The sequence below is a fragment of the Sinorhizobium prairiense genome (genome assembly GCF_029201645.2).
In the GTDB taxonomy this organism is placed as follows: Bacteria; Pseudomonadota; Alphaproteobacteria; order Rhizobiales; family Rhizobiaceae; genus Sinorhizobium; species Sinorhizobium meliloti_A.
Genome location: NZ_CP104131.1, coordinates 275,821 through 297,668, shown reverse-complemented (window position 1 = coordinate 297,668; position 21,848 = coordinate 275,821). Strand labels below are relative to the sequence as shown.

Below are 21,848 nucleotides of genomic sequence, written 5' to 3'. Positions count from 1 at the left end.
CGGCAATTGCCGCGTCGCCGCTTTCCTTGCGCCGACACTAGTCCTCAAAAGGGTCCGTCACAAGTATCGTGTCGTCCCGTTCCGGGCTGGTCGAAAGTAGCGCGACCGGCGCGCCGATCAGTTCCTCGACCTGGCGAACATACTTGATCGCCTGCGCCGGAAGATCGGCCCAAGTGCGGGCGCCCACCGTCGATTCTTTCCATCCCTCGAGCGTGATATAGACCGGCTTTGCCGAAGCTTGCTGTGCCTGACTTGCGGGAAGATGGTCGATCTGCTGTCCATCCAGAGTATAGCCGACGCAAATCTTCAACTCGTCCAGCCCGTCGAGCACGTCGAGCTTGGTGAGCGCTATGCCCGTGATGCCGTTAGCGGCCACCGACTGGCGCACCAGCGCAGCATCGAACCAGCCGCAACGGCGCTTGCGCCCCGTCACCGTCCCGAATTCATGGCCGCGCTCTCCCAGGAAGCGGCCGATCTCATCGTCGAGTTCGGTCGGGAACGGCCCTTCGCCGACCCGCGTCGTGTAGGCCTTGGTGATGCCGAGGATATAGCCGAGCGCGCCGGGGCCCATGCCCGAGCCGGCGGCGGCCTGACCGGCGACCGTATTTGACGAGGTCACGAAGGGATAGGTGCCGTGATCGATATCGAGCAGCGTGCCCTGCGCGCCTTCGAAGAGAATCCGTGCGCCCTTGCGACGCTGCCGGTCCAGCAGCAGCCAGATCGTGTCCATGAACGGCAGCACGCGCTCGGCAACCGACGACAACTCGTCCATGATCGCCTGATGGCTGATTTCGGCCTCGCCGAGGCCGCGGCGCAACGCGTTGTGATGCGTCAGCAGCCGATCGACCTTTGCCGGCAGCGTGTCGAGATCGGCAAGATCCATGACGCGGATCGCGCGGCGGCCGACCTTGTCCTCGTAGGCCGGACCGATGCCGCGGCGGGTCGTGCCGATCTTCGTGCCGCTGTTTGAAGCCGCGTCTTCGCGTATGCCGTCGAGCTCGCGGTGCAACGAGAGAATGAGCGTGGCATTGTCGGCGATGCGCAGGTTCTCGGGCGTGACCTTGACGCCCTGGGCCGCAAGCTTGTCAATCTCGGCGAGCAATGCATGAGGGTCGATCACCACGCCATTGCCGATGACGGCGAGCTTGCCGGGGCGGACGACACCCGAAGGCAGCAGCGACAGCTTGTAGCTGACGCCGTCGATCACCAGCGTGTGGCCGGCATTGTGGCCGCCCTGGAAGCGCACCACGATGTCGGCGCGTTCCGAGAGCCAATCCACGATCTTGCCTTTGCCTTCGTCGCCCCACTGGGATCCGACCACCACGACATTCGTCATAATTCTCTTCCTGTTTACACGCGCATGCGGACGTTGCGCTGTTCTCAAACCCGCGCATCTATACTGTGTTGTCTTTCGGAAAGCGACCCCGTTATGAGCGGTGGCCAGCCCTTTTTGAATGACAAACCGCGGATCTAACGCCTATATCTCGAACTCTCGTGCCATTCCGGCAATCCTCCTCCACCCCGCACGGACCGTATCATCGTGAACGCCAGGGCCTATTTCTATCTCGGTATTACCGCGCTCTTTTGGGGCGGCAATTCAGTGGCGGGCAAGATGGCCGTCGGGCACGTCAGCCCGATGATGCTGACGACCCTGCGCTGGTTGCTCGCGCTTGCGGTCATCCTGGCCCTGATGACGCCGCAGATCCGCCGTGACTGGCAAAAGATCCGCCAGCACTGGCTGCAGCTGCTTGCCTATGGCGCCGTCGGCTTCACCATGTTCAATGCGTTCCTGTATTCCGCGGTGCAATACACCAGCGCCATCAATGCCGTCATCCTTCAGGCCGGCATTCCGATGCTGATCTTCATCTTCAATTTCGCGCTTTTCAAGATGAAGGCGTCGCTCGCCCAGGTCATCGGCTTTACCGTGACGTTAATCGGCGTGCTCATTACCGCCGCCCATGGCGATCTCGCCAGCCTCATGCGCCTGAGCTTCAATTTCGGCGACGCGCTGATGATCCTCGCCTGCATCGTCTATGCCGCATATACGGTTGCGCTGCGGTGGAAACCGGCAATGCATTGGCAGAGCTTCATAGCCGCCCCGGCCTTCGGGGCGCTGCTGAGCGCCATACCGCTCCTCTTGTGGGAGATCGGGAAAGGTACGGCAATCATGCCGGATGCGACCGGCTGGGCGATTGTGATCTATGCGGCGATCTTCCCCTCGCTGATGTCGCAGGTTCTCTATGTTCGCGGCGTCGAGATGATCGGCGCCAATCGTGCCGGCCTGTTCATCAACGCCATTCCCGTGTTCGGGACCCTTCTCTCCGTCCTTCTGGTCGGCGAGATATTCCACCCGTTTCATCTCGCGGCTTTGGCACTCGTCCTCGGCGGCATCGCCATTGCCGAACGCGGCCGGCCGAAGCTGCCGCGGTGACATAATGGTAAAGCCCCTCCCCTGCGGACGCCTGCGGGAAGGGGCAATTTGAAAGCCCGAGTGCGGCTCAGTCGATATTGAACACCAGCGGCTTTGCCTGGCGGATCGCTTCGTTCGCCCGCAGCTTGTCGAGCACGGTCTCCGAAACCGGGCCATCGACGTAAAGCAGCGCGATCGCATCGCCGCCCTGCTTCTCACGGCCGAGCTGGAAATTGGCGATGTTGACGCCCGCGTCGCCGAGGGTCGATCCGATGAAGCCGATCATGCCGGGGACGTCGGTGTTGGTTATGTAGACCATGTGATTGCCGACATCCGCATCGAGATTGATGCCCTTGATCTGGATGAAGCGCGGCTTGCCGTCGGAGAAGACGGTCCCTGCGACGGAGCGGGTCTGGTTCGCCGTCTTGACAGTCAGCTTGATGTAGCCGTCGAAGACACCGGTCTTGTCGCGCTTGACCTCGGAAAGGATCACACCCTTTTCCTTGACCATGACCGGCGCCGAAACCATGTTGACGTCGGCCACCTGCGGGCGGATCAGGCCGGCGAGCGCCGCGCTCGTCAGCGCCTTGGTGTTCATCGCCGCGGTCGAGCCGTCGTAGAGAATCTCGATCTCCTTGATCGCGCTTTCGGTGACCTGTCCGACAAAGGCACCGAGAACGTCCGCGAGCCGGATGAAGGGCTTCAGGATCGGCGCCTCTTCCGCCGTGATCGACGGCATGTTGATGGCGTTCGTGACCGCACCCTTGACGAGATATTCCGACATCTGCTCGGCGACCTGCAGAGCGACGTTCTCCTGCGCCTCGGTCGTCGATGCGCCGAGATGCGGCGTGCAGACGACGTTCGGCAGGCCGAAGAGCGGGCTCTCCGTGGCGGGCTCGACCTCGAAGACGTCGAAGCCTGCGCCGGCGACGTGGCCGGACTTGAGGGCCTCGGCAAGCGCCCTTTCATCGACGAGACCGCCGCGGGCGCAGTTGATGATACGCACGCCCGGCTTGGTCTTCGCAATCGCCTCCGCGTTCAGGATGTTGCGGGTCTTGTCCGTCAGCGGCACGTGCAGGCTGATGAAGTCTGCCTGGGCGAGGAGTTCGTCGAGCTCGACCTTGACGACGCCCATTTCCTCTGCCCGCTCCTTCGACAGGAACGGATCATAGGCGATGACGTGCATCTTGAGACCGATCGCGCGGGCGCAGACGATCGAGCCGATATTGCCGGCGCCGATGACCCCGAGCACCTTGCCGGTGATCTCGACGCCCATGAACTTCGACTTCTCCCACTTGCCGGCCTGGGTCGAGCCGTCGGCGGCGGGAAGCTGCCTTGCAACGGCGAACATCAACGCGATCGCATGCTCGGCGGTGGTGATCGAGTTGCCGAAGGGCGTGTTCATGACGATGATGCCGCGGCGCGAAGCGGCGGGAATGTCGACATTGTCGACGCCGATGCCGGCGCGGCCGACGACCTTGAGATTGGTCGCGGCGGCGATCAGCTTTTCGGTCACCTTGGTGGCGGAGCGGATGGCAAGGCCGTCGTAATTGCCGATGATCTCGGCAAGCTTCTCCTTGTCCTTGCCAAGCTTCGGCTGGAAATCCACTTCCACGCCATGGTCGCGGAATATCTGGACAGCGGTTTCCGACAGTTCATCGGATACGAGAACGCGAGGTGCCATGAAGGCCTCCTTGAAAAACAGGTCTGAACCATTGGGGATTAGGCTTCGCCCTCAGGGAGAGCGAAGCGGATCGCATCGGATCAGGCGGCAGCCTGCGAAAGCGTCGCCTTCTGGGTCTCGAAAGCCCAGGCAAGCCACGGCATCAGCGCTTCCATGTCGGACGTCTCGATCGTCGCGCCCGCCCATATGCGAAGCCCGGACGGCGCATCGCGATAATGGCCGATGTCGAATGCGACGCCTTCCTTCTCGAGGAGGGCCACGACCCCCTTGGCGAAGGCGGCCTGTGCGTCCGCGTCGAGCGCCGACACATCATTGTCGGCGATCTTCAGGCAGACCGACGTATTGGATCGGGTTTCGGGCTTCACCGCGAGGTTGGCGATCCAGTCATTGGCCGCAACGAAACGGTGAATGACCTCGGCATTGGCATCGGCGCGGGCCATCAGACCCTCGAGGCCACCGACCGACTTCGCCCAGAGAAGCGCGTCGATATAGTCCTCGACGCAGAGCATGGACGGCGTATTGATCGTCTCGCCGGTGAAGATACCCTCGATCAGCTTGCCGCCCTTGGTCATGCGGAAGATCTTCGGCAGCGGCCAGGCGGGGACATAGGTCTCCAGCCGTTCGACTGCGCGGGGGCTGAGGATCAGCACGCCATGGGCGCCCTCTCCGCCGAGCACCTTCTGCCAGGAGAAGGTCACGACGTCGAGCTTGGCGAAATCGAGCGCCTGCGCGAAGGCGGCGGAGGTCGCATCGCAGATGGTCAGGCCCTTGCGATCCGCGGGAATGAAATCGGCATTCGGGACCCGCACGCCGGAGGTCGTGCCGTTCCAGGTGAAGACCACGTCGCGATCGAAATCGACCTTGGACAGGTCCGGGAGCGCGCCGTAATCGGCCTCCAGGCGGCGGACATCGGAAAGCTTCAACTGCTTGACGACGTCGGTCACCCAGCCGGCACCAAAGCTCTCCCACGCCAGCATGTCGACGCCGCGGGCGCCGAGCAGCGACCAAAGCGCCATCTCAACGGCACCGGTGTCCGAAGCGGGCACGATACCGATACGGTAATCGGCCGGAACTTCGAGAATTTCGCGGGTGAGGTCTATCGCTTGCTTGAGCTTTGTCTTTCCGATCTTGGCTCGGTGCGAGCGACCGAGCGGGGCATCGGAGAGAGCTTCGAGCGTCCAACCGGGACGCTTGGCGCAAGGACCGGAAGAAAAATGGGTATTGGCCGGGCGCATGGCCGGCTTGGCAGGCTTCGTCATATGCTATCCTCTCAGATAGAAGCCCCTCGTTGGGGAGGGGTGTCCCGCCGCCGGGAATATTGCGGCTCGGAGAGGAAGTCAAGCGGTCGCGTCGCGTTTGAAGAAACTTTTGCCGTTTCGAGCAAACCGGCACCGCATCACCAAAGCGCGAAACGCAGTCCGACGCGGAACTCATGACGCGACAGTCCGTCGTCATAGCCCTCCGCGCCCCCGGAGCCAAACATGTCGCCATCCGCAATCTGCGAATAGCGATAGCCGGCATCGAACTTCAGCCGATCCGTGACGTCGTAGGAGGCGCCCGCCATGAAGGCATAGGTAAAGCGCCAGCTGTCCCGCCCGCCGTAGGAAGCACCGCCCGCCGCCCCGGAGCAGGCCCCGCCTGCCCCAACGCAGGTCGAGGTCTCATGGGTCGTTTTCCAGTGGATCCCGGTCGCTCCGATGCCGGCACCGAGATACGGCGTGAAACCGGCAAGCGTCGCCAGATCGACATAACCGTTTGCCATCAGGCCGAGCGCGGAAAAATTGGCGCTGTGGGAAAGAGCGCACCTCGTCCCCGCGCCCTCGCCCGCGCACGGACTGGCCGACAGCGACGCCCCGTCGAAGCGGCCCTCGAAATATTCGGCCGTTAGATCGGCACGAATGACGTCGGTGAATTGATAGCCGAGGCCGATGGTGGCGGAGGCCGGCTTGTCGAAGCGCGCGTCGTCGAAGGAAACGGCTCCCGTGCCGCCAGAGGAGCGGTAGAAGGGATCGCCCTCGTCCAGCCAGGCTGCGTAGCCGATGTCGCCACGCAGATAAAGGCCGCCGCCGGTCGTTTCCGGCGAAATCGTGATCTCGGGCGCGTCGAGCAGTTCTTCGTCGGCGGCCTGTGCAGAGAACGGCGCCAACAGGCCGGCGCAGAATGCCATGCTGCAAAATCCCCGTCGCCAATCCATGCCATGCCCTTTCGCTCGGCCAGGTGCTGCGGGCTTGCGCATATATGGGGAGACGCAAAGCGCTGCAGCGTGAAGCTGGCCATTCGCGTTAACTATTGCAGGCACGGGTTAACTATGGGTTAACCATGTCTCTTAGGAACATGGAAAGCGGTCAATGGACAAAAACATGCAGCAGCTCAAAGGGCTACAGCGCCGTTTGCGCGTCTCATAAGACGCGCGGCGCTGTAGGGAACTTTTCGCAGGACTGCAATCTGGCCTAGGCCTCGTCCCTGTGCTTGTCGCAGGGATGAGGCGATCAAACAAGCGGCGGCGGTGGCCCGAATCTCAACGGGCCTTAGCCCGGATCACTTATATACGATCGGCTCGGCCGGCGGCACATAGGCCGCTTCGCAATTGTTGCCGAAGGAATAGCGCAGGCCGGCGCGCGCCTCGTGCACATAGATGTCCTTGTCGTAGGCCGGACCGCTGTTGAGATTGTAGCCGAACATGTTTCCGCCGTTGATATGGCGGAAGCGGTAGCCGACATCGGCCTTGAGATTGCAGGTGAGATCCACGGCGGTACCGGCCATCAGCGCATAGGTGAAGCGCCAATCGCTTTCGCCCTTGTGCTCGATCGTCGGGTCGCAGTTGCCGGGATCCGTAACGTCGCAACTCGTGTTGCGCAGGGTTCCCCACTTTACCCGGGTGCCACCGATACCGGCACCGACATAGGGCGTGAAGGCGCCGTAGGTCCCGAGGTCGACATAGGCGTTGGCCAGCAGGCTCCAGGCGGACATCGATGCGACATCGTTCGAGACGCAGTTGACGGCAACCCCGCAACCGCCGCTGGTAGAGCCGTTGAAGTCGGACTCGCCGAGATAGTCGAGCGTGACGTCGGCACGCAGATAGCTGTTGATCTGGTATCCGACACCGCCGCCAAGGACGTAGGAATCATCCACATCGGCGCGGTCGAAATCGACCAGGTTGCTGTTGGAGCCCTGGAAATAGTGGGCACCGCGCAAATCGTTCCACGCGTAACCGACGTCGCCGCGCAAATACCAGCCGCTGGCTTCGACCACCTCCACCGGCTGCTCGACGAACGGTGCTTCTACGGGCGGCTGATAGACGTCCGCTGCATAAACCGGCGTGCCGCTCAGCAGAGCCGCAGCAACGCCCCTAAAAATCTTCTTCATGCCCCAACCCCAATACATTAGTGTATTCTTGAACGGCTGACGGATCATAGTCGCAGCCGTTTCGTATGCTTCGACGCATGATGAAGGGGAAAGGTTAATCCCTGATTAACTACAAAAATTTACCTTGAATATTAACTTTTGGAAGTATTCGGTCGATATATTTACGTACAGTGATTGCCCCTCTTCCGCCTGCGGATGAGGGGCAGCGGCTATTTCGTAATCAGGCAGCGTTGCGCACGCCGCCGATCACGTTGACGAGTTCGTCCACGATGCGCTCGACCTGACCGCGGTCGTCGCCCTCCGCCATGACGCGGATCAGCGGTTCGGTGCCGGAGGGCCGGATGAGCAGCCGCCCGTTCTTGGCGAGCTGCGCCTCCGCATCGGCGATCGCCTGCTGCACGCCGGCATCCTCCAGGGGCTTGCCGGCCGCAACGCGAACATTCTTCAGGACCTGCGGCACGGGCTCGAAACGACGGCAGATTTCGCTCACAGTCTTGCCCTGGCGCTTTACGACCGCGAGGATCTGCAGCGCCGCGACGAGGCCGTCGCCGGTGGTGCCGAAATCGGAAAGTACGATGTGGCCCGATTGTTCGCCACCGACGTTCAGGCCGTCCTGACGCATCTGCTCGACGACGTAGCGATCGCCCACCTTGGTGCGGTGGAGCTTGAGCCGGCGCGCCTGAAGGTAGCGTTCGAGGCCGAGATTCGACATGACGGTCGCGGCAATGCCGCCGCCCTTGAGCATGCCATCTGCCGCCCAGCTGTCGGCGATGACCGCCATGAGTTGGTCGCCGTCGATGACCGCCCCCTCCTCGTCGACGATCAGAACACGGTCGGCGTCTCCGTCGAGCGCGATGCCGATATCCGCCCTCACCTCGTGCACCTTCTTCTGAAGCGCCGCCGGATGCGTCGATCCGCACTCAAGGTTGATGTTGACGCCGTTCGGTTCGGTTCCGATCGTAACGACTTCGGCGCCCAGTTCCCAAAGGGCGGAGGGCGCGACCTTGTAGGCGGCACCGTTTGCGCAATCGATGGCGATCCGAAGACCTTTCAGCGTGACGTCGCGCGGCAGCGTCCGCTTGGCTTGCTCGATATACCGGTAGATGTCACCGTCGACGCGCTTGGCCCGGCCGATATCCTCCGGCTTGGCCAGCTGCCCGGACATATCCTGCTCCAACAGTTCTTCGATCTTTTGTTCGATGTCATCCGAGAGCTTGTAGCCATCGGGCCCGAAGAGCTTGATGCCGTTGTCGCGGAACGCATTGTGCGAGGCGGAGATCATCACGCCGATATCGGCCCTCAGCGACCGCGTCAGCATGGCAACGCCGGGCGTCGGGATCGGGCCGAGCAGAAAGACGTCGAGCCCCGCTGCCGTGAAGCCCGCGACCATCGCGTTCTCGAGCATGTAGCCGGACAGGCGCGTGTCCTTGCCGATCACCACCCGGTGGCGGTGAGCGCCGTTTCTGAAAATCGTTCCTACTGCAATGCCGACCCGCATGGCGAGGTCCGGCGTCATCGGAAATATATTGGACTGGCCGCGAATGCCGTCGGTGCCGAAATATCTGCGCTTCATAAAAACTCCATTGTCCTGCTTCGGCGTCGCCTCTTGTGCCGGCCGCGTGCGCCTGCGTGTTCCGCTCTTGGTTTTCATAGTTCCGCGACCCGCCCGCAAATCTGCGCCATATTTGCCATAAAACCGCAATATACGGCACCGATCATAACATCAGAAATCATTACAGCGCGTTACAACCGGATCTTTCCCTGAGCAACGCTTGGGCGCACCACTGTTGCACTGAAACGCGAGCATCCAAAATGCCGCCGCTCCTTCCGGAGCGGCGGCATTGGATTTGCGCATGTGTGGGAACCTATTGCGGCTGCGGTTCGAACCCACCTTCGGGCTCCTCGCCCTTGGTGCCGGCTTCCTTCTTCGTGCCGGCTGAAGGCACTGCAGAGCCGCGATGCGGTGGTGTGTCGTCCCCGAGATCGCGCGCCGGCTTCTCGCCACGGATCAGAGCCTTGATCTCGTCGCCGGTCAGCGTCTCGTATTCGAGCAATCCTTCCGCGAGAGCCACGAATTCATGGTTCTTTTCGATGAGGATGCGGCGCGCCGTCTCATAGGCCTCGTCGATCAGCCGGCGGATTTCGTTGTCGATTTTCTGGGCGGTCGATTCCGAAACGTTCTTCTGCTGCGCGACGGAATGGCCGAGGAAAACCTCCTGCTGATTCTCGCCATAGGCGACCTGACCGAGCTGGTCGGAGAAGCCCCACTGCGTCACCATCGCCCGGGCAAGCTTCGTCGCCTGCTCGATATCGGAGGATGCGCCGGAGGTGATGTTCTCCTTGCCGAAGGTCAGTTCCTCGGCAACGCGTCCGCCCATCATGATCGCGAGGCGCGAGATCATCCACTTGTAGCTCATCGAGTAGCGGTCGCCCTCGGGAAGCTGCATCACCATGCCGAGCGCACGGCCGCGGGGAATGATCGTCGCCTTGTGCAACGGATCGGCCGAGGGCACGTTGAGCGCGAGGATCGCATGGCCCGCCTCGTGATAGGCGGTCAGCTTCTTCTCGGCTTCGGTCATGGCCGAAGAGCGGCGCTCGGCGCCCATCATGATCTTGTCCTTGGCGTCCTCGAACTCCTGCATGGTAACGAGGCGCTTGTTGCGCCGCGCCGCCATCAGCGCGGCCTCGTTGACGAGATTCATGAGATCGGCGCCCGAGAAGCCCGGCGTGCCGCGCGCCAGCACCTTGAGGTCCACGTTCGGTGCGAGCGGCACGTTGCGGACATGCACTTTCAGGATCCGCTCGCGGCCGTTGATGTCCGGGTTCGGTACGACGACCTGGCGGTCGAAGCGGCCCGGACGCAGAAGCGCCGGGTCGAGCACGTCCGGCCGGTTCGTGGCTGCGATGAGGATGATGCCCTCGTTCGCCTCGAAGCCGTCCATCTCTACCAGCAGTTGGTTCAGCGTCTGCTCGCGCTCGTCGTTGCCGCCGCCGAGACCGGCGCCGCGATGGCGGCCGACCGCATCGATTTCGTCGATGAAGATGATGCAGGGGGCGTTCTTCTTCGCCTGCTCGAACATGTCGCGGACGCGCGATGCGCCGACACCCACGAACATTTCGACGAAGTCCGAACCCGAAATCGTGAAGAAGGGGACGTTCGCCTCGCCGGCGACCGAGCGGGCAAGCAGCGTCTTACCGGTGCCGGGCGGTCCGACCAGCAGCACGCCGCGCGGGATGCGGCCACCGAGGCGCTGGAACTTCTGCGGGTCGCGCAGGAATTCGACTATTTCCTCGAGATCCTGCTTGGCCTCGTCGACACCAGCGACGTCGTCGAAGGTCACGCGGCCATGCGCTTCCGTCAAAAGCTTTGCCTTCGACTTTCCGAAACCCATCGCGCCGCGCGAGCCACCTTGCATCTGCCGCATGAAGAACAGCCAGACGCCGAGGATCAGGAGCATCGGCAACAGCGTTCCGATATAGCTGAGGAAGCCCGACGAGCCGTCCGTCTCCGGCCGAACCGTGACCGTGACGTCCTTGGCTTCCAGCCGCTCCGTCAGCGCCGTGTCGACGGCGGGCGCATAAGTCTGGAAAGTCGCCCCGCTTTCGGTGTAGCTGCCGATCACCTTCGAACCGGTGATCACCACGTCCTTCACACGGCTCGCGTCTACGTCCTTGAGGAACTGCGAGAATGGAATTTCACGCGAGCCTGCTCGTTCGGTCGGCTGCTGGAACATGCTGAATAGCGCTATCAGGAGAAGCGCTATGATTGCCCAAAGGGCAAAATTTCGAAAATTAGGGTTCATCGAACTCCCCGGAACCTGTCGCAGCCCGCGCATTCGCCGGACTGTATTGTTGGTCCTAACATAGGTGTCCGGGGTGACCTTGCCAAGGAAAACCGCCGGTTACGTTTCCATTTCTATCAAAACATCGTGCACCGGCGGCGCGGGGTATCGATCACGCCCAAACGACACGGCGACCGCATCCGCCATGATCCTGTCGAAACCCGGCAAAAAGGTGTCGTAAAGCGGGATGTGGTACTCGACTTTCGCCGGAGCCTCGCCGAAGGCGACCCCCGCGCCGTCCGCCGACGCGATTTCTGGTGCCACCATGGATCCGCGCTTGGCAATCCCCGTCGGCAGCCCTGCGTCAATAAGCCTCTGAGTCCACAGCCTCCCCGAAGCGTCCGCGGCGACCGTAACCGCTGACCCGCCGCTCTTTACCGTGAACCGCCCATCCCAAATGCCCTGCCCGCCCGGTCCGACGGCGAGCCCCGGCAGGTTGCGCACCTCTCGATAGAGATAGAGACCGCTTGCTCGCCGGTCGAAGACGACCCGTCCCGCCGTCATGCGGCCGGGCTCACCCGATCGCAGGAACTGCGAAAGCCGCTGCACCGTGGCGCGAGCGGGCATGTGGTCGCGCCCGCCGAGAACCGACGCGACCGTCAGGAGCGCACGGCGCCAGTCCGCATCGTCGATCTCCCCGGCATGCCGTGCCGAAATCTCCGCGACGAGCGCCGCGTGAACGCGGATGCGCTTCTCGATCAGGGCGGCGGCTCTGGCGGAAGAGGCGGCGCGCTGGCGCCCGTTGCACAAGGGCGTCGGCATCCCCTGGGATGTCGCTATCCGGGCACGCACCCGGACGCGCTCGAAGGCGGGGTTGGCATTGCTCGGATCGTCGGTCCAGGAGACGCCGCATGCCTGGAGAAAGCTGCGGATGTCGGCGCGCGCCAAGCCGAGAAACGGCCGCAACACCCAGATCCGCCGTCCGTACAACATGGCCGCGGCCATGCCGGCGGCGCCATACCCTTCGCCCTGCCCCCCGTCTCCAGCACCATCGCTTCTGCCGCGGGCAACGCGCATGGCGACGGTCTCCTGCTGGTCGTCGCGCGTATGACCGGTCGCGATGCAATCGGCGCCAAGCGCCCCCGCGGCCTCGGCCAGCAATTCGTAGCGTTTGTTTCGAGCCGCCGCCTGAATGCCGGTCGACGGCTTCGCGCCCTCCCAGCGGTACACGCGGTGGGCAATACCGAGCGCGGCACAAAAAGCCGCCACATCTTCTGCTTCGCGAGCCGACTGCGGCCTCAGCGCATGGTCGACAGTGCAGGCGGCAAGGGAAAATCCACGGCGCTCATCTGCGGCGATCGCCGCATGCAGGGCTACAAGCAACCCCATCGAGTCGCTGCCACCGGAGACGGCAACCAGAATCCTGCAGGGCCTGATAAAGGATCGGAGAAAATTTCGGGCCGTATCGAGGACGGCATGGGGCATCTTGGCCCGCCTCAGCAGCCGAAACGGCTCTGCTCGCTCGCCACCTTCGCCTTCACGGCGGGTGATGCTTTCGGATAGCGCTTGTTGACCTCGCGCAGCGTGGCGCAGGCGGTCTCCTTGTTGTCGAGTGCGCCGAGGGACATGCCGAGCTTCAAGAGCATTTCCGGAGCCTTCGGTGACTTGCCGTGGCTCTGATGCGCGTTGAGGAAGGTCTTGGCCGCCTCGCTGTACTTGCCTTGCGAATACTGTGCCTCGCCCATCCAGAAGCTCGCATCCGCCGCCTTGTCGCCGCTTGGAAAGGCATCGAGATAATCGCGGAATTCCTGCTCCGCGATGCTGTAATCACCGGAAAGCACGTGGCTGTAGCCTGCTTGGTAGAGATCGCCCGGATCGCTGAGAGACGCGGTCGCCTGTCCGCTGTCCGACACGCTTCCCGGATTGTCGTTGAGGCCGCCGCCCTGGGTCGCAAGTCCTGTGTCGACGCCGGGCAGAGTCGCGTTGGCCCCGGGCTCAACGCCCGCCGTTGCAGAGACGGGATTGCCGTTCTCGTCGAAGATGATCTGACCCAGCGTCGTCGGCGCAGGCGCTGCGCCTGGCCCGCTGGGATCGACACCCGCCCTATCGGCGCCGCCGGCAGCCGGAGCGCCCGAGGGCCGGCTATCCGTCACCCCGGGGGTGACGGACGCCTGATCATTCGATTTCGGCGTTTCAAGCGCGCCGCTCTTCTTGGAGGAGGACCTGCCGTTTTCCAGGTCCTGGAAGCGGAACTCGTTGTCCTCCTGGAACTTCCGGATCTGCTCCTGCATCTGCAGGAGCTGGAAGCTCATTTCCTCGATACGCCCGTTGAGAGAGCGGATCTGTTCCTCGAGTTGACCGACCCGTGCGATATCGGATGACTGCACCTTCATTACCGGAAGGTTGCCCTTGCTGCCGGCATCGGTCTGCGTCGTACGGGCAAAGAGCCCGGAAAGCGGCATGGCATCTGCTGTAGAGCCGAGACCCGCAAGGGTCACGAGGCCAAGCAGTCCTGCCACGACAAATTTCTTCATTTCATTTGTCCTGTTCGTAACCGATTCTCCCGCCCCTGAATCGCCTTGCGCAGTACATTCGTCGAATCCGAGGTGGGGTGCCGCACAGTTTTCCAACTCCCGTGAAAAAGCAACGGAGTTCGGCCAAAGTGTGGTAAAAAGAAAGGGCGGCCCGCAGGCCGCCCCTCGAATCCCCTCGATGCCGAATAATCAGCTGCCGGCGCCGCCGAGAACGGTAACGGCGCGGCGGTTCTGCGACCAGCAGGAGATGTCGTCGCAAACGGCGACCGGTTTTTCCTTGCCGTAGGAGATCGTGCGCATGCGATTTCCAGGGACGCCGCGGCTGACGAGATAGTCGCGGGTCGCGGCAGCGCGGCGGGCGCCGAGCGCGAGGTTGTATTCGCGGGTGCCGCGCTCGTCGGCATGGCCTTCGATGGTGATTGCGTAGTTCGGATATTTTGCCAGCCACTGCGCCTGGCGGTCGAGCGTCGCCTGTGCGTCGGCTCGGATCGATGTCGAGTCGGTATCGAAGAAGATGCGGTCGCCGACGTTCACGGTGAAGTCCTGCTGTGAGCCCGGGGTCGCCGCGCCTGCGCCGAGTCCGAGGCCGGCAGCATCGTTCGGCAGGTTCTTCTTGGAAGCGCAGCCAGCAAGGGCAAGCGTCATGACGAGCGCGATCATGACCGGATTGCGGGCGATGGTCTGCATGCGGCTTGCTGCCGGGGTGTCAATTCGGCTCATGGGCCGGGTCTCCTTGAGAAGTGTCAAATTCACGGTTGCCAGACTGTAACCGGAAGCGGTTAATTGCTTTTCAACGGATATGGTTAACAAATCGACAATGTGCGTCGGGGCGCCTGCTACACCAGCACTTTGCGGCGAGAAAGCGGCACATTCGCCTCATTCCCTGCCATAACTGTGGACGCGCGATCACGAAGAATTTCGGGCCGTATCGGCCCGAAATCTTTGAATCTCATCAATTCTCTCGATCGGGCCCGCCGGCGGCCCTATTCCATCAACGGCGACCAGGCCGGGTCCGAGGCGAAGCCCTGCGTCTGGACGAGCTGTTCGTTGTAGCCCGTCAGATCGATCGAATAGAGCTGCGGACCGCCCGCACCGGCGTTCTGGCGGAAGAACATGAGAACGCGGCCGTTCGGCGCCCAGGTCGGGCCTTCATTGTGGAAGCCGGTGGTGAGAATGCGTTCGCCCGAACCGTCCGGCTTCATGACGCCGATCGAGAACTTGCCCCCGGACTGCTTGGTGAAGGCGATGAGGTCGCCGCGTGGAGACCAGACGGGCGTCGAATAGGAGCCGTCGCCGAAGGAAATGCGCGTCTGGCCCGAGCCGTCGGCGCCCATGACGTAGAGCTGCTGCCTGCCGCCGCGGTCGCTTTCGAAGACGATCCGGCTGCCGTCCGGCGAATAGGAAGGAGAGGTGTCGATCGCCGCGGTATTGGTGAGCCGCGTCGTCGTGCGCGAGCGCAGATCCATCGTATAGATGTTGGCGTTGCCTTCCTGCTGCAGGCTCATGATCACCCGCTGGCCATCCGGCGAGAAACGCGGGGCGAAGGTCATGCCCGGGAAATTGCCGACCACCTCGCGCTGCCCCGTTTCGAGCTGCAGCAGATAGACGCGCGGCTGCTGGTTCTCGAACGACATATAGGTGATTTCCTGACGGTTCGGCGAGAAGCGCGGCGTCAGCACGATGTCGTTGGCATTGGTGAGCGCCCGGGAATTGGCCCCGTCCTGGTCCATGATGGCAAGTTGGCGCTTGCGCGCGTTCTTCGGCCCGCTTTCGGCGACGTAAACGATGCGCGTGTCGAAATAGCCCTTCTCGCCGGTGATCCTCTCATAGATCGCGTCGGCGATGATGTGGGCGACCCGGCGCCAGTTCTCCGGCTGGGTGTAGAACTGCTGACCGAGCATCTGCTGGCCGGCAAAGGTATCCCAGAGGCGGAACTCCGCCTTCAGCCTGCCGTCGCCTTCCTGCGTGACGCGGCCGATGACGAGCGCCTGCGCGTTGATCACTTTCCAGTCCTCGAAACGCGGCGCGGCATCGGGATTGGAGATCTTCTCGATGAAGGCGCCCTTGTCGATCGGCGCGAAGAGCCCGGAGCGCTTCAGGTCTGCGGCAACGACGTCGGAGATCTTCCGGGCGAGATCGCCCTGCAGGAAGTCCGTGATCGCGATCGGCAGCGGCTCGACGTTACCCTTGTTGATGTTGATCTCGACGAGCGCATTTGCCGGCGAGGCAATGAGCCCGCAGCCGGCGACCAGCACCATCAGGAGGCGGAAAAAATTGCGTCTCAGCATTTCCATAAAGCCTTTCAGCCTTTCGTGTTCCGAGCAGGATGAGGCGCAATGATCCGCCCACAACCAGCCCAACCTGTCTAGAGCATCGAGCTCGGGTCGAAGTTGACGACGACCTCGCTCCACGAATCGTATTTGTCGGCCGGCAGCCCCTTGAAGGGAGCAGACTTCAGAATGGCCCGGCGTGCACCACCCATGAGTGCCCGCCGGGCCGCATCCGAGCCGCCGCTGGCTTCCACTTCCGGTTCGCCGATCAGGTCGCCGTTCGGGTCGAGCCGCATCGTTACCTTGATGCGGACATCCGCCGCGTCGGCCATGCCGGGAATGATCGACCAGTTGTTCTGGATCTGGCCGCGAAGCGCGTCCATTTCGCTCTGCGAAAGCGTATTGCCGCTCGTCGTCTTCTTGCCGCCGAGGGCCGCCTCCTCGGTCGAGCGCTTGGCGCCGCCGCCGGAGGATTCCTGCTTGTTGAGCAGCGCCGCGATCTCGTCGGCATTGAAGTCGCTCTCCTTCTGGGAGGACGCCTTCTTCTGCTCCTTCTTGGCTTCGTCCTTCTTGCGTTCGGGCGTCTTGGCCGTTTGCGCGGGCTTTTCGACCTTGGGCTTCGACTGCGGCGTCGGCACCCTGTCCGGCAGAGCCTCGGCCTCGGGATTTTCCGCAGGCTGTTCTTCCGCCGGTGCCGGTTCCGGCTTCGTGTCCGGCTTCACTTCCTGTTTGGGTTCGGGAAGTGCCGCCACTTCCGTGGCCGGCTCGGCCGCCGGCTTCTCCTCGACGTTCTCGATCGCTTCCTTCACCGGATCGGGTGTCGGCGGTGCCTTTTCGGTCTTCTGCGGCGCTGCGGCCGACTCGTTTTCGACCGGCTTGACATTGGGTGTGGGCGGCGTCTTCAGGTCGACGTCGTTCTCGCCGACATTCTCGGCGTTTTCGACAGGCGTCGGCTTCTTGGTCGGAACGGGCGATGCCTTTTCCTTGGCCGGAGCCTTCTTGTCGCCCTGCTGGATCTGCGTGATCGACTCGACCGGCACGATGTCGACCGGCAGCGCCTCGACATCCGCGACCTCGAAATCGGCCGGGCTGCCAAGCGACACCAGCGCCCAGGTGAGAACCAGAGCGTGGAGGACAGCAGATGTAGCGATACTGCCCTTCATTCGGACGATCACTTCTCTTGTTCTTGAAGCGTTACGAGACCCAGGTTCTTGAAGCCTGCCGCGGAGATGCGTGCCATCACCTTCATCACGGTGCCGTAATCGGCACTGGTGTCGCCGCGCACATAGATGCGCTCATTGTAGCCGGTCGTGGCAATCGCCTCGAGCTTCGGCACGACCTCGTCGATCGCGATCGGAGTCTCCTGCAGGAAGATCTCGCCCGCCGGGTTGACCGAAACGGTGATCGGCTGGGTATCGGCGTTCATGGCCTTCGCCTGCGTTTCCGGCAGATCGATCGGCACGCCGACCGTCATCATCGGCGCGGCCACCATGAAGATGATGAGGAGAACCAGCATGACGTCGACGAGCGGCGTGACGTTGATCTCGCTGATCGCGCTTCTTCTGCCTCCACGGCGGCGGCGCCCGCCGCCCGACCCCTTGGCTCCGCCAGCTGCCATACCCATCAGCGTAGTCTCCGTGCTTTGAGGTCGTTATTGCGCGGCCTGACGAGAAGGCTGCAGCTTCTCGTCGATCTGCCGCGACAGGATGGCGGAGAACTCGTCGGCAAAGGCTTCCATGCGTGCCGTCAGCTTGCCGGCATCCGCGGTGAACTTGTTGTAGGCGATAACGGCAGGAATAGCGGCGAGCAGACCGATGGCGGTCGCCAGCAGCGCTTCGGCGATACCGGGCGCTACGACGGCGAGGTTGGTGGATTTGGAACCGGCGATGGCCTGGAACGAGGTCATGATACCGACGACGGTACCGAAAAGGCCGATGAAGGGTGCAGCCGAGCCGATCGTCGCAAGCGAGCCGAGCCTTGCCTCGAGCGCTTCGGATTCCCGGGCGAGCGTCACGTCCATGGCGCGGTCGATACGCATCTGCAGGCCGATCGGCGCGCGCGCGCCGCGCTCGAAGCTTTTCTTCCATTCGCGCATGGCCGAAACGAAGATCGCGCCCATTCCGCTCGTCTGCCTGTCCGAGAGGGTCCGATAGAGCTCCTCCAGCGATTGGCCCGACCAGAATACCTGCTCGAAATTGTCGAGCTGCCGGCGGACGCGCCCGTAATTGAGGCTCTTGTCGACGACGATCGCCCAGGTCCAGACCGAGGCGGCGATGAGCCCCAGCATGACCAGCTTCACGACCAAGCCCGCTTGCATGAAGAGCGACCAGAGGGTCACGTCGCTCGTCGCGGCCAATCCAACCTGTTCCATCGATTTCAGTCCCCGAATCCAAACACCCGGCAGAGCAACTCATGCTCGAGACCGGGTCGCCCAAACGTCCTGCAGCAGGAATGCCCCGGTATTGCCACCGATCGCGGCATTGAGATCTACTCGCGTCAGCCTGCCTTCTTGCCGTCAATTTTGGTCAAAGGATGACGTGCACTGCACAAATCCTGATACACGGATTAAGACACCATTATGGTTAAGGGAGTATTACCGCGCGCGCAGTTCGACTGAGCTTGAGCGATACGGAACTTCGCACCGGGTCGCACGTTTCGGTGCCATGAGCCCCTGGCCCCCGAAACATACAGCCTTCCAGCCGAATTGGGGCTGACGATCCATGGCCGCTCGCAATCAACCGCTTTCCGAATATAACCGGCGCCGCGATTTCACGCGGACCAGCGAACCCAAGGGTGCGGTCGCGCGGCGCCGCGGGGACAACAGGATGCGGTTTCTGGTCCAGAAGCACGCTGCGACGCGCCTGCATTACGACTTCCGCCTGGAATGGGAGGGCGTGCTGAAGAGCTGGGCGGTGACCCGCGGCCCGAGCCTCAACCCCGAAGACAAGCGCCTGGCCGTGCGCACCGAAGACCACCCGCTTGCCTATGGCGATTTCGAAGGAACGATACCGAAGGGAGAGTACGGCGGCGGTACCGTGATGCTCTGGGATACCGGCTGGTGGGAGCCGGAGGATGACCCGTCGAAAGCCTTGAAGAAGGGCAAGCTCTCCTTCAAGCTGCATGGCAGCCGAATGAAGGGCGGCTGGGCCCTGGTGCGCATGCGGCCGCGCGAAGGCGAAAAGCGCGAGAACTGGCTGCTCGTCAAGGAAAAGGACGAGATCGCCTCCGAAGACGGCGAGAGCCTGATCAACGAGAACATCACCAGCATCGTCACCGGCCGGACAATGGAGGAGATCGCCAACGGCAAAGGCGAGAAGCAGGCACGGGTCTGGCATTCCAACGAGAGCATCGCGGCCAATCTCAAGGCCGGCGCGATCGCCGAAACCGGCAATGCGGCCAAGCCTGTCACGCGAAAAGCCTCCGGTAAGCTGCCCGCCTTCAAGGCACCGCAGTTGGCGACTCTGGTGACCAAGGTGCCTGCCGGCGATGCATGGCTGAACGAAGCCAAGTTCGACGGCTACCGTCTTGTCTGCGCCGTCGGCGCCGGCACCGTGCGCTGCTACACGCGCAACGGCCTCGACTGGACCGAGAAGTTCCCGGCAATTGCCGCGGCCCTTGCCGAACTCGACTGCCGGTCGGCCCTCATCGATGGCGAAGTGGTGGCGCTGTCGGAAGGCGGATCGACGTTCTCGGCCTTGCAGAAAGCGCTTAGAACGGGGGCCAGCACACGGCTTTACGCTTTCGACCTCATCGAGCTCGACGGCAAGGATTTGAGCCGTAAGCCGCTCGTGGAACGCAAGGAACGGCTCGAAGCGCTGCTCCAAACGCTCGGCACCACCTCGACCATACAATTCAGCGAGCATGTCCGCGGCAATGGCGAGCACGTGCTTTCCGCGATATGCAAGGCAGGCCAGGAGGGTATAATCGCCAAGGAGGCGGATGCCCCCTATCGCAGCGGGCGCAGCCGAAGCTGGCTGAAGGTGAAATGCACGAAGCGCCAGGAGTTCGTCATCGGTGGCTATACCCCATCTTCGAAGAAAGGACGTGCCTTTGCCTCGCTTCTTGTCGGGACGTTCGAAGGCCGGAAGCTGATCTACCGTGGCGGCGTCGGCACCGGATTCAGCGGAAAGACGATGAAGGAACTCGCTGCGGCCTTCGCGAAGCGCAGACGCGACACGTCGCCCTTTGACAGCGTGCCGCGAGAGAGAATGCGAAATTCGGTATGGCTTGAGCCGGACCTGGTGGCGGAGGTGGATTTCGCCGAGTTCACGGCTGACGGACATGTCCGCCACGGTTCATTCGAGGGATTGCGCGAGGACAAGGAGGCCAGGGCCGTGAAACTGGAGACAGCGAAGCCGGCGGAAGCGGAGCCGGAGACCGCCAAAAGCAAAACCTCGGCCAAGCCGCGCAAGACGCCGGCTGTGCAAGGAGACGGCGATGTCCTCGGTATCCGCATCTCGCATCCGGACCGGGTGCTCTTCGAAGGCCAGGGCATCACCAAGATCGATCTCGCCCGCTATTACGCCGTCGTCGCCGAGAGGATGCTCCCCTTTGCCGCCGATCACCCCGTTTCGCTGGTGCGCTGCCCGCAAGGCGGCGATCGGCACTGCTTCTTTCAGAAACACGCGAGCGACGGCTTCCCCGAGGCGATCCGGGAAGTGCCGATCACCGAGTCATCGGGCGACACCGAGAACTATATGTACATCCACGATGCCAAGGGCCTCGTCGCCGCCGTGCAGATGGGAACGCTCGAGTTTCACATCTGGGGTTCAGGCATCGATCGACTGGAGAAACCCGACCGTCTGGTCTTCGATCTCGACCCCGATCCGAGCGTCGACTTCGAGACGGTCAAGGCGGCAGCCGTCAAGCTTCGCGACGAGCTCGCCGAGATCGGCCTGAAGACAGTGCCCATGGTGACCGGCGGCAAGGGCGTCCACGTCATCGTTCCGCTCCGCCCCCATGCCGAATGGGAGGAGGCCAAAGGCTTCGCCAAAGCGCTCGCGCGATCTATTGCCGAGCGCGATCCGGATAATTTCGTCGCCACCATGTCGAAGGCGAAGCGCAAGGGAAGGATTTTCATAGACTGGCTGAGAAACGATCGCGGCGCCACGGCTATCGCACCCTATTCCACCCGCGCGCGCTCCGGCGGACCGGTGGCCACTCCGGTCGGCTGGGACGAACTCCAAGGGCTCGAGGCCGCCAACGGGTTTCACATTCCGGACATTGTCGAGCGGATAGAATCCGGAACCGATCCGTGGCGGGAGATCGGCAAGATCAGTCAGTCGCTGACGAAGAAGATATTGAACTCGGTCGAGTGAGCCGGCCGCTCACCCGGAAGCCGCCTGCGCAGCAAGGAATTTCGTTGCCAGTGCCTCCGGCAGACGCCTCGGCCGCCCCTGACCGTTGATGACCGCAATGATGACCTTGGCCGCGATCAGCAGCGCGTCGCCGCGCCTGATCTGCTGCTGCAGGATCATTTTTGCGCCGCCGGCCTTTTCGGTCGCGGTCTCGATGGTCAGGACGTCGTCCATGCGCGCCGGCGCCTTGAAGTCGATTTCCATACGATGGACGACGAAGACGAGGCCTTCCACGTCGCCTTCGATCGCCAGCGACGCCTGCTCGACGCCGAGAAGCCGCAGATAGTCGGTCCGGGCGCGCTCCATGAAATGCAGATAGCGCGCATGGTAGACGACGCCGGAAAAATCGGTGTCCTCGTAATAGACCCGCTGGATCAGTCGGTGGCCGGTCTCGGTCAGCTCGCCGGCAAGCGAAATCAGTGACATGGCATTCTCCGGGAGGATT

17 protein-coding genes are annotated in these 21,848 nt (G+C 62.9%); 2 read left to right on the top strand and 15 right to left on the bottom strand.

The genetic code is table 11. The features are described 5' to 3' along the window. Positions 1–37: 37 nt before the first annotated feature. Entirely contained in the window at positions 38–1,336 is a 1,299-nt protein-coding gene (locus tag N0Q91_RS04030; protein ID WP_275597386.1) for an adenylosuccinate synthase, read from the bottom strand. Positions 1,337–1,540: 204 nt separating this feature from the next. Here N0Q91_RS04030 and N0Q91_RS04025 point away from each other — a divergent pair, with 204 nt between their 5' ends. After that, complete coding sequence (locus tag N0Q91_RS04025) at positions 1,541–2,431, top strand: DMT family transporter (protein ID WP_100672991.1); 891 nt, start codon at positions 1,541–1,543, stop codon at positions 2,429–2,431. Between the two features lie 67 nt (positions 2,432–2,498). On the opposite strand, the gene serA is transcribed toward N0Q91_RS04025, so the two are convergent. From serA to tolQ, 13 genes are all read right to left on the bottom strand, one after another. Beyond that, a complete protein-coding gene (gene serA, locus N0Q91_RS04020) occupies positions 2,499–4,094 on the bottom strand; it encodes a phosphoglycerate dehydrogenase (protein ID WP_100672990.1) in 1,596 nt (531 codons plus the stop codon). A gap of 80 nt (positions 4,095–4,174) precedes the next feature. Beyond that, on the bottom strand, positions 4,175–5,353 hold the full coding sequence (locus tag N0Q91_RS04015; RefSeq protein WP_018096853.1) for a phosphoserine transaminase: 1,179 nt from the start codon (positions 5,351–5,353) through the stop codon (positions 4,175–4,177). Positions 5,354–5,490: 137 nt separating this feature from the next. After that, positions 5,491–6,288, bottom strand: a complete 798-nt coding sequence (locus N0Q91_RS04010; protein WP_527229817.1) for an outer membrane protein — start codon at positions 6,286–6,288, stop codon at positions 5,491–5,493. Positions 6,289–6,632: 344 nt separating this feature from the next. After that, positions 6,633–7,508, bottom strand: a complete 876-nt coding sequence (locus N0Q91_RS04005) for an outer membrane protein (RefSeq protein ID WP_198516772.1) — start codon at positions 7,506–7,508, stop codon at positions 6,633–6,635. Positions 7,509–7,680: 172 nt separating this feature from the next. Then, entirely contained in the window at positions 7,681–9,033 is a 1,353-nt protein-coding gene (glmM, locus tag N0Q91_RS04000) for a phosphoglucosamine mutase (RefSeq protein WP_100673061.1), read from the bottom strand. 292 nt (positions 9,034–9,325) lie between these two features. Beyond that, the gene (gene ftsH, locus N0Q91_RS03995) at positions 9,326–11,263 is read right to left on the bottom strand and encodes an ATP-dependent zinc metalloprotease FtsH (RefSeq protein WP_100672988.1); all 1,938 of its coding nucleotides are present in this window, start codon (positions 11,261–11,263) and stop codon (positions 9,326–9,328) included. A 99-nt stretch (positions 11,264–11,362) separates the two neighbouring features. Beyond that, positions 11,363–12,727 carry a tRNA lysidine(34) synthetase TilS gene (gene tilS / locus N0Q91_RS03990; RefSeq protein WP_275597384.1) on the bottom strand — a complete coding sequence of 455 codons (1,365 nt, stop codon included), beginning with the start codon at positions 12,725–12,727 and terminating at the stop codon, positions 11,363–11,365. Between the two features lie 11 nt (positions 12,728–12,738). Further along, the gene (gene ybgF / locus N0Q91_RS03985; protein ID WP_100672986.1) at positions 12,739–13,776 is read right to left on the bottom strand and encodes a tol-pal system protein YbgF; all 1,038 of its coding nucleotides are present in this window, start codon (positions 13,774–13,776) and stop codon (positions 12,739–12,741) included. A 189-nt stretch (positions 13,777–13,965) separates the two neighbouring features. Then, the gene (pal, locus tag N0Q91_RS03980; protein ID WP_018096846.1) at positions 13,966–14,496 is read right to left on the bottom strand and encodes a peptidoglycan-associated lipoprotein Pal; all 531 of its coding nucleotides are present in this window, start codon (positions 14,494–14,496) and stop codon (positions 13,966–13,968) included. 263 nt (positions 14,497–14,759) lie between these two features. Next, a complete protein-coding gene (gene tolB, locus N0Q91_RS03975) occupies positions 14,760–16,070 on the bottom strand; it encodes a Tol-Pal system beta propeller repeat protein TolB (RefSeq protein WP_018096845.1) in 1,311 nt (436 codons plus the stop codon). A 71-nt stretch (positions 16,071–16,141) separates the two neighbouring features. Continuing rightward, the gene (gene tolA / locus N0Q91_RS03970; protein WP_100672985.1) at positions 16,142–17,209 is read right to left on the bottom strand and encodes a cell envelope integrity protein TolA; all 1,068 of its coding nucleotides are present in this window, start codon (positions 17,207–17,209) and stop codon (positions 16,142–16,144) included. 8 nt (positions 17,210–17,217) lie between these two features. After that, the gene (tolR, locus tag N0Q91_RS03965) at positions 17,218–17,670 is read right to left on the bottom strand and encodes a protein TolR (protein WP_100672984.1); all 453 of its coding nucleotides are present in this window, start codon (positions 17,668–17,670) and stop codon (positions 17,218–17,220) included. A gap of 27 nt (positions 17,671–17,697) precedes the next feature. Beyond that, on the bottom strand, positions 17,698–18,417 hold the full coding sequence (tolQ, locus tag N0Q91_RS03960; protein ID WP_003527594.1) for a protein TolQ: 720 nt from the start codon (positions 18,415–18,417) through the stop codon (positions 17,698–17,700). Positions 18,418–18,766: 349 nt separating this feature from the next. On the opposite strand from tolQ, the gene ligD reads away from it, so the two are divergent. Next, complete coding sequence (ligD, locus tag N0Q91_RS03955; RefSeq protein WP_275597383.1) at positions 18,767–21,364, top strand: DNA ligase D; 2,598 nt, start codon at positions 18,767–18,769, stop codon at positions 21,362–21,364. A 9-nt stretch (positions 21,365–21,373) separates the two neighbouring features. Here ligD and ybgC read toward each other — a convergent pair whose 3' ends face one another. Then, positions 21,374–21,829, bottom strand: coding sequence for a tol-pal system-associated acyl-CoA thioesterase (gene ybgC, locus N0Q91_RS03950; protein ID WP_100672982.1), 456 nt, complete (start codon positions 21,827–21,829; stop codon positions 21,374–21,376). Between the last annotated feature and the right edge of the window lie 19 nt (positions 21,830–21,848).

Coding starts and splice junctions, on each gene's coding strand:
- N0Q91_RS04030 (WP_275597386.1), bottom strand. CDS start 1,336: ATGACGAATGTCGTGGTGGTCGGATCCCAGTGGGGCGACGAAGGCAAA.
- serA (WP_100672990.1), bottom strand. CDS start 4,094: ATGGCACCTCGCGTTCTCGTATCCGATGAACTGTCGGAAACCGCTGTC.
- N0Q91_RS04015 (WP_018096853.1), bottom strand. CDS start 5,353: ATGACGAAGCCTGCCAAGCCGGCCATGCGCCCGGCCAATACCCATTTT.
- N0Q91_RS04010 (WP_527229817.1), bottom strand. CDS start 6,288: ATGGATTGGCGACGGGGATTTTGCAGCATGGCATTCTGCGCCGGCCTG.
- N0Q91_RS04005 (WP_198516772.1), bottom strand. CDS start 7,508: ATGATCCGTCAGCCGTTCAAGAATACACTAATGTATTGGGGTTGGGGC.
- glmM (WP_100673061.1), bottom strand. CDS start 9,033: ATGAAGCGCAGATATTTCGGCACCGACGGCATTCGCGGCCAGTCCAAT.
- ftsH (WP_100672988.1), bottom strand. CDS start 11,263: ATGAACCCTAATTTTCGAAATTTTGCCCTTTGGGCAATCATAGCGCTT.
- tilS (WP_275597384.1), bottom strand. CDS start 12,727: ATGCCCCATGCCGTCCTCGATACGGCCCGAAATTTTCTCCGATCCTTT.
- ybgF (WP_100672986.1), bottom strand. CDS start 13,776: ATGAAGAAATTTGTCGTGGCAGGACTGCTTGGCCTCGTGACCCTTGCG.
- pal (WP_018096846.1), bottom strand. CDS start 14,496: ATGAGCCGAATTGACACCCCGGCAGCAAGCCGCATGCAGACCATCGCC.
- tolB (WP_018096845.1), bottom strand. CDS start 16,070: ATGGAAATGCTGAGACGCAATTTTTTCCGCCTCCTGATGGTGCTGGTC.
- tolA (WP_100672985.1), bottom strand. CDS start 17,209: ATGAAGGGCAGTATCGCTACATCTGCTGTCCTCCACGCTCTGGTTCTC.
- tolR (WP_100672984.1), bottom strand. CDS start 17,670: ATGGGTATGGCAGCTGGCGGAGCCAAGGGGTCGGGCGGCGGGCGCCGC.
- tolQ (WP_003527594.1), bottom strand. CDS start 18,417: ATGGAACAGGTTGGATTGGCCGCGACGAGCGACGTGACCCTCTGGTCG.
- ligD (WP_275597383.1), top strand. CDS start 18,767: ATGGCCGCTCGCAATCAACCGCTTTCCGAATATAACCGGCGCCGCGAT.
- ybgC (WP_100672982.1), bottom strand. CDS start 21,829: ATGTCACTGATTTCGCTTGCCGGCGAGCTGACCGAGACCGGCCACCGA.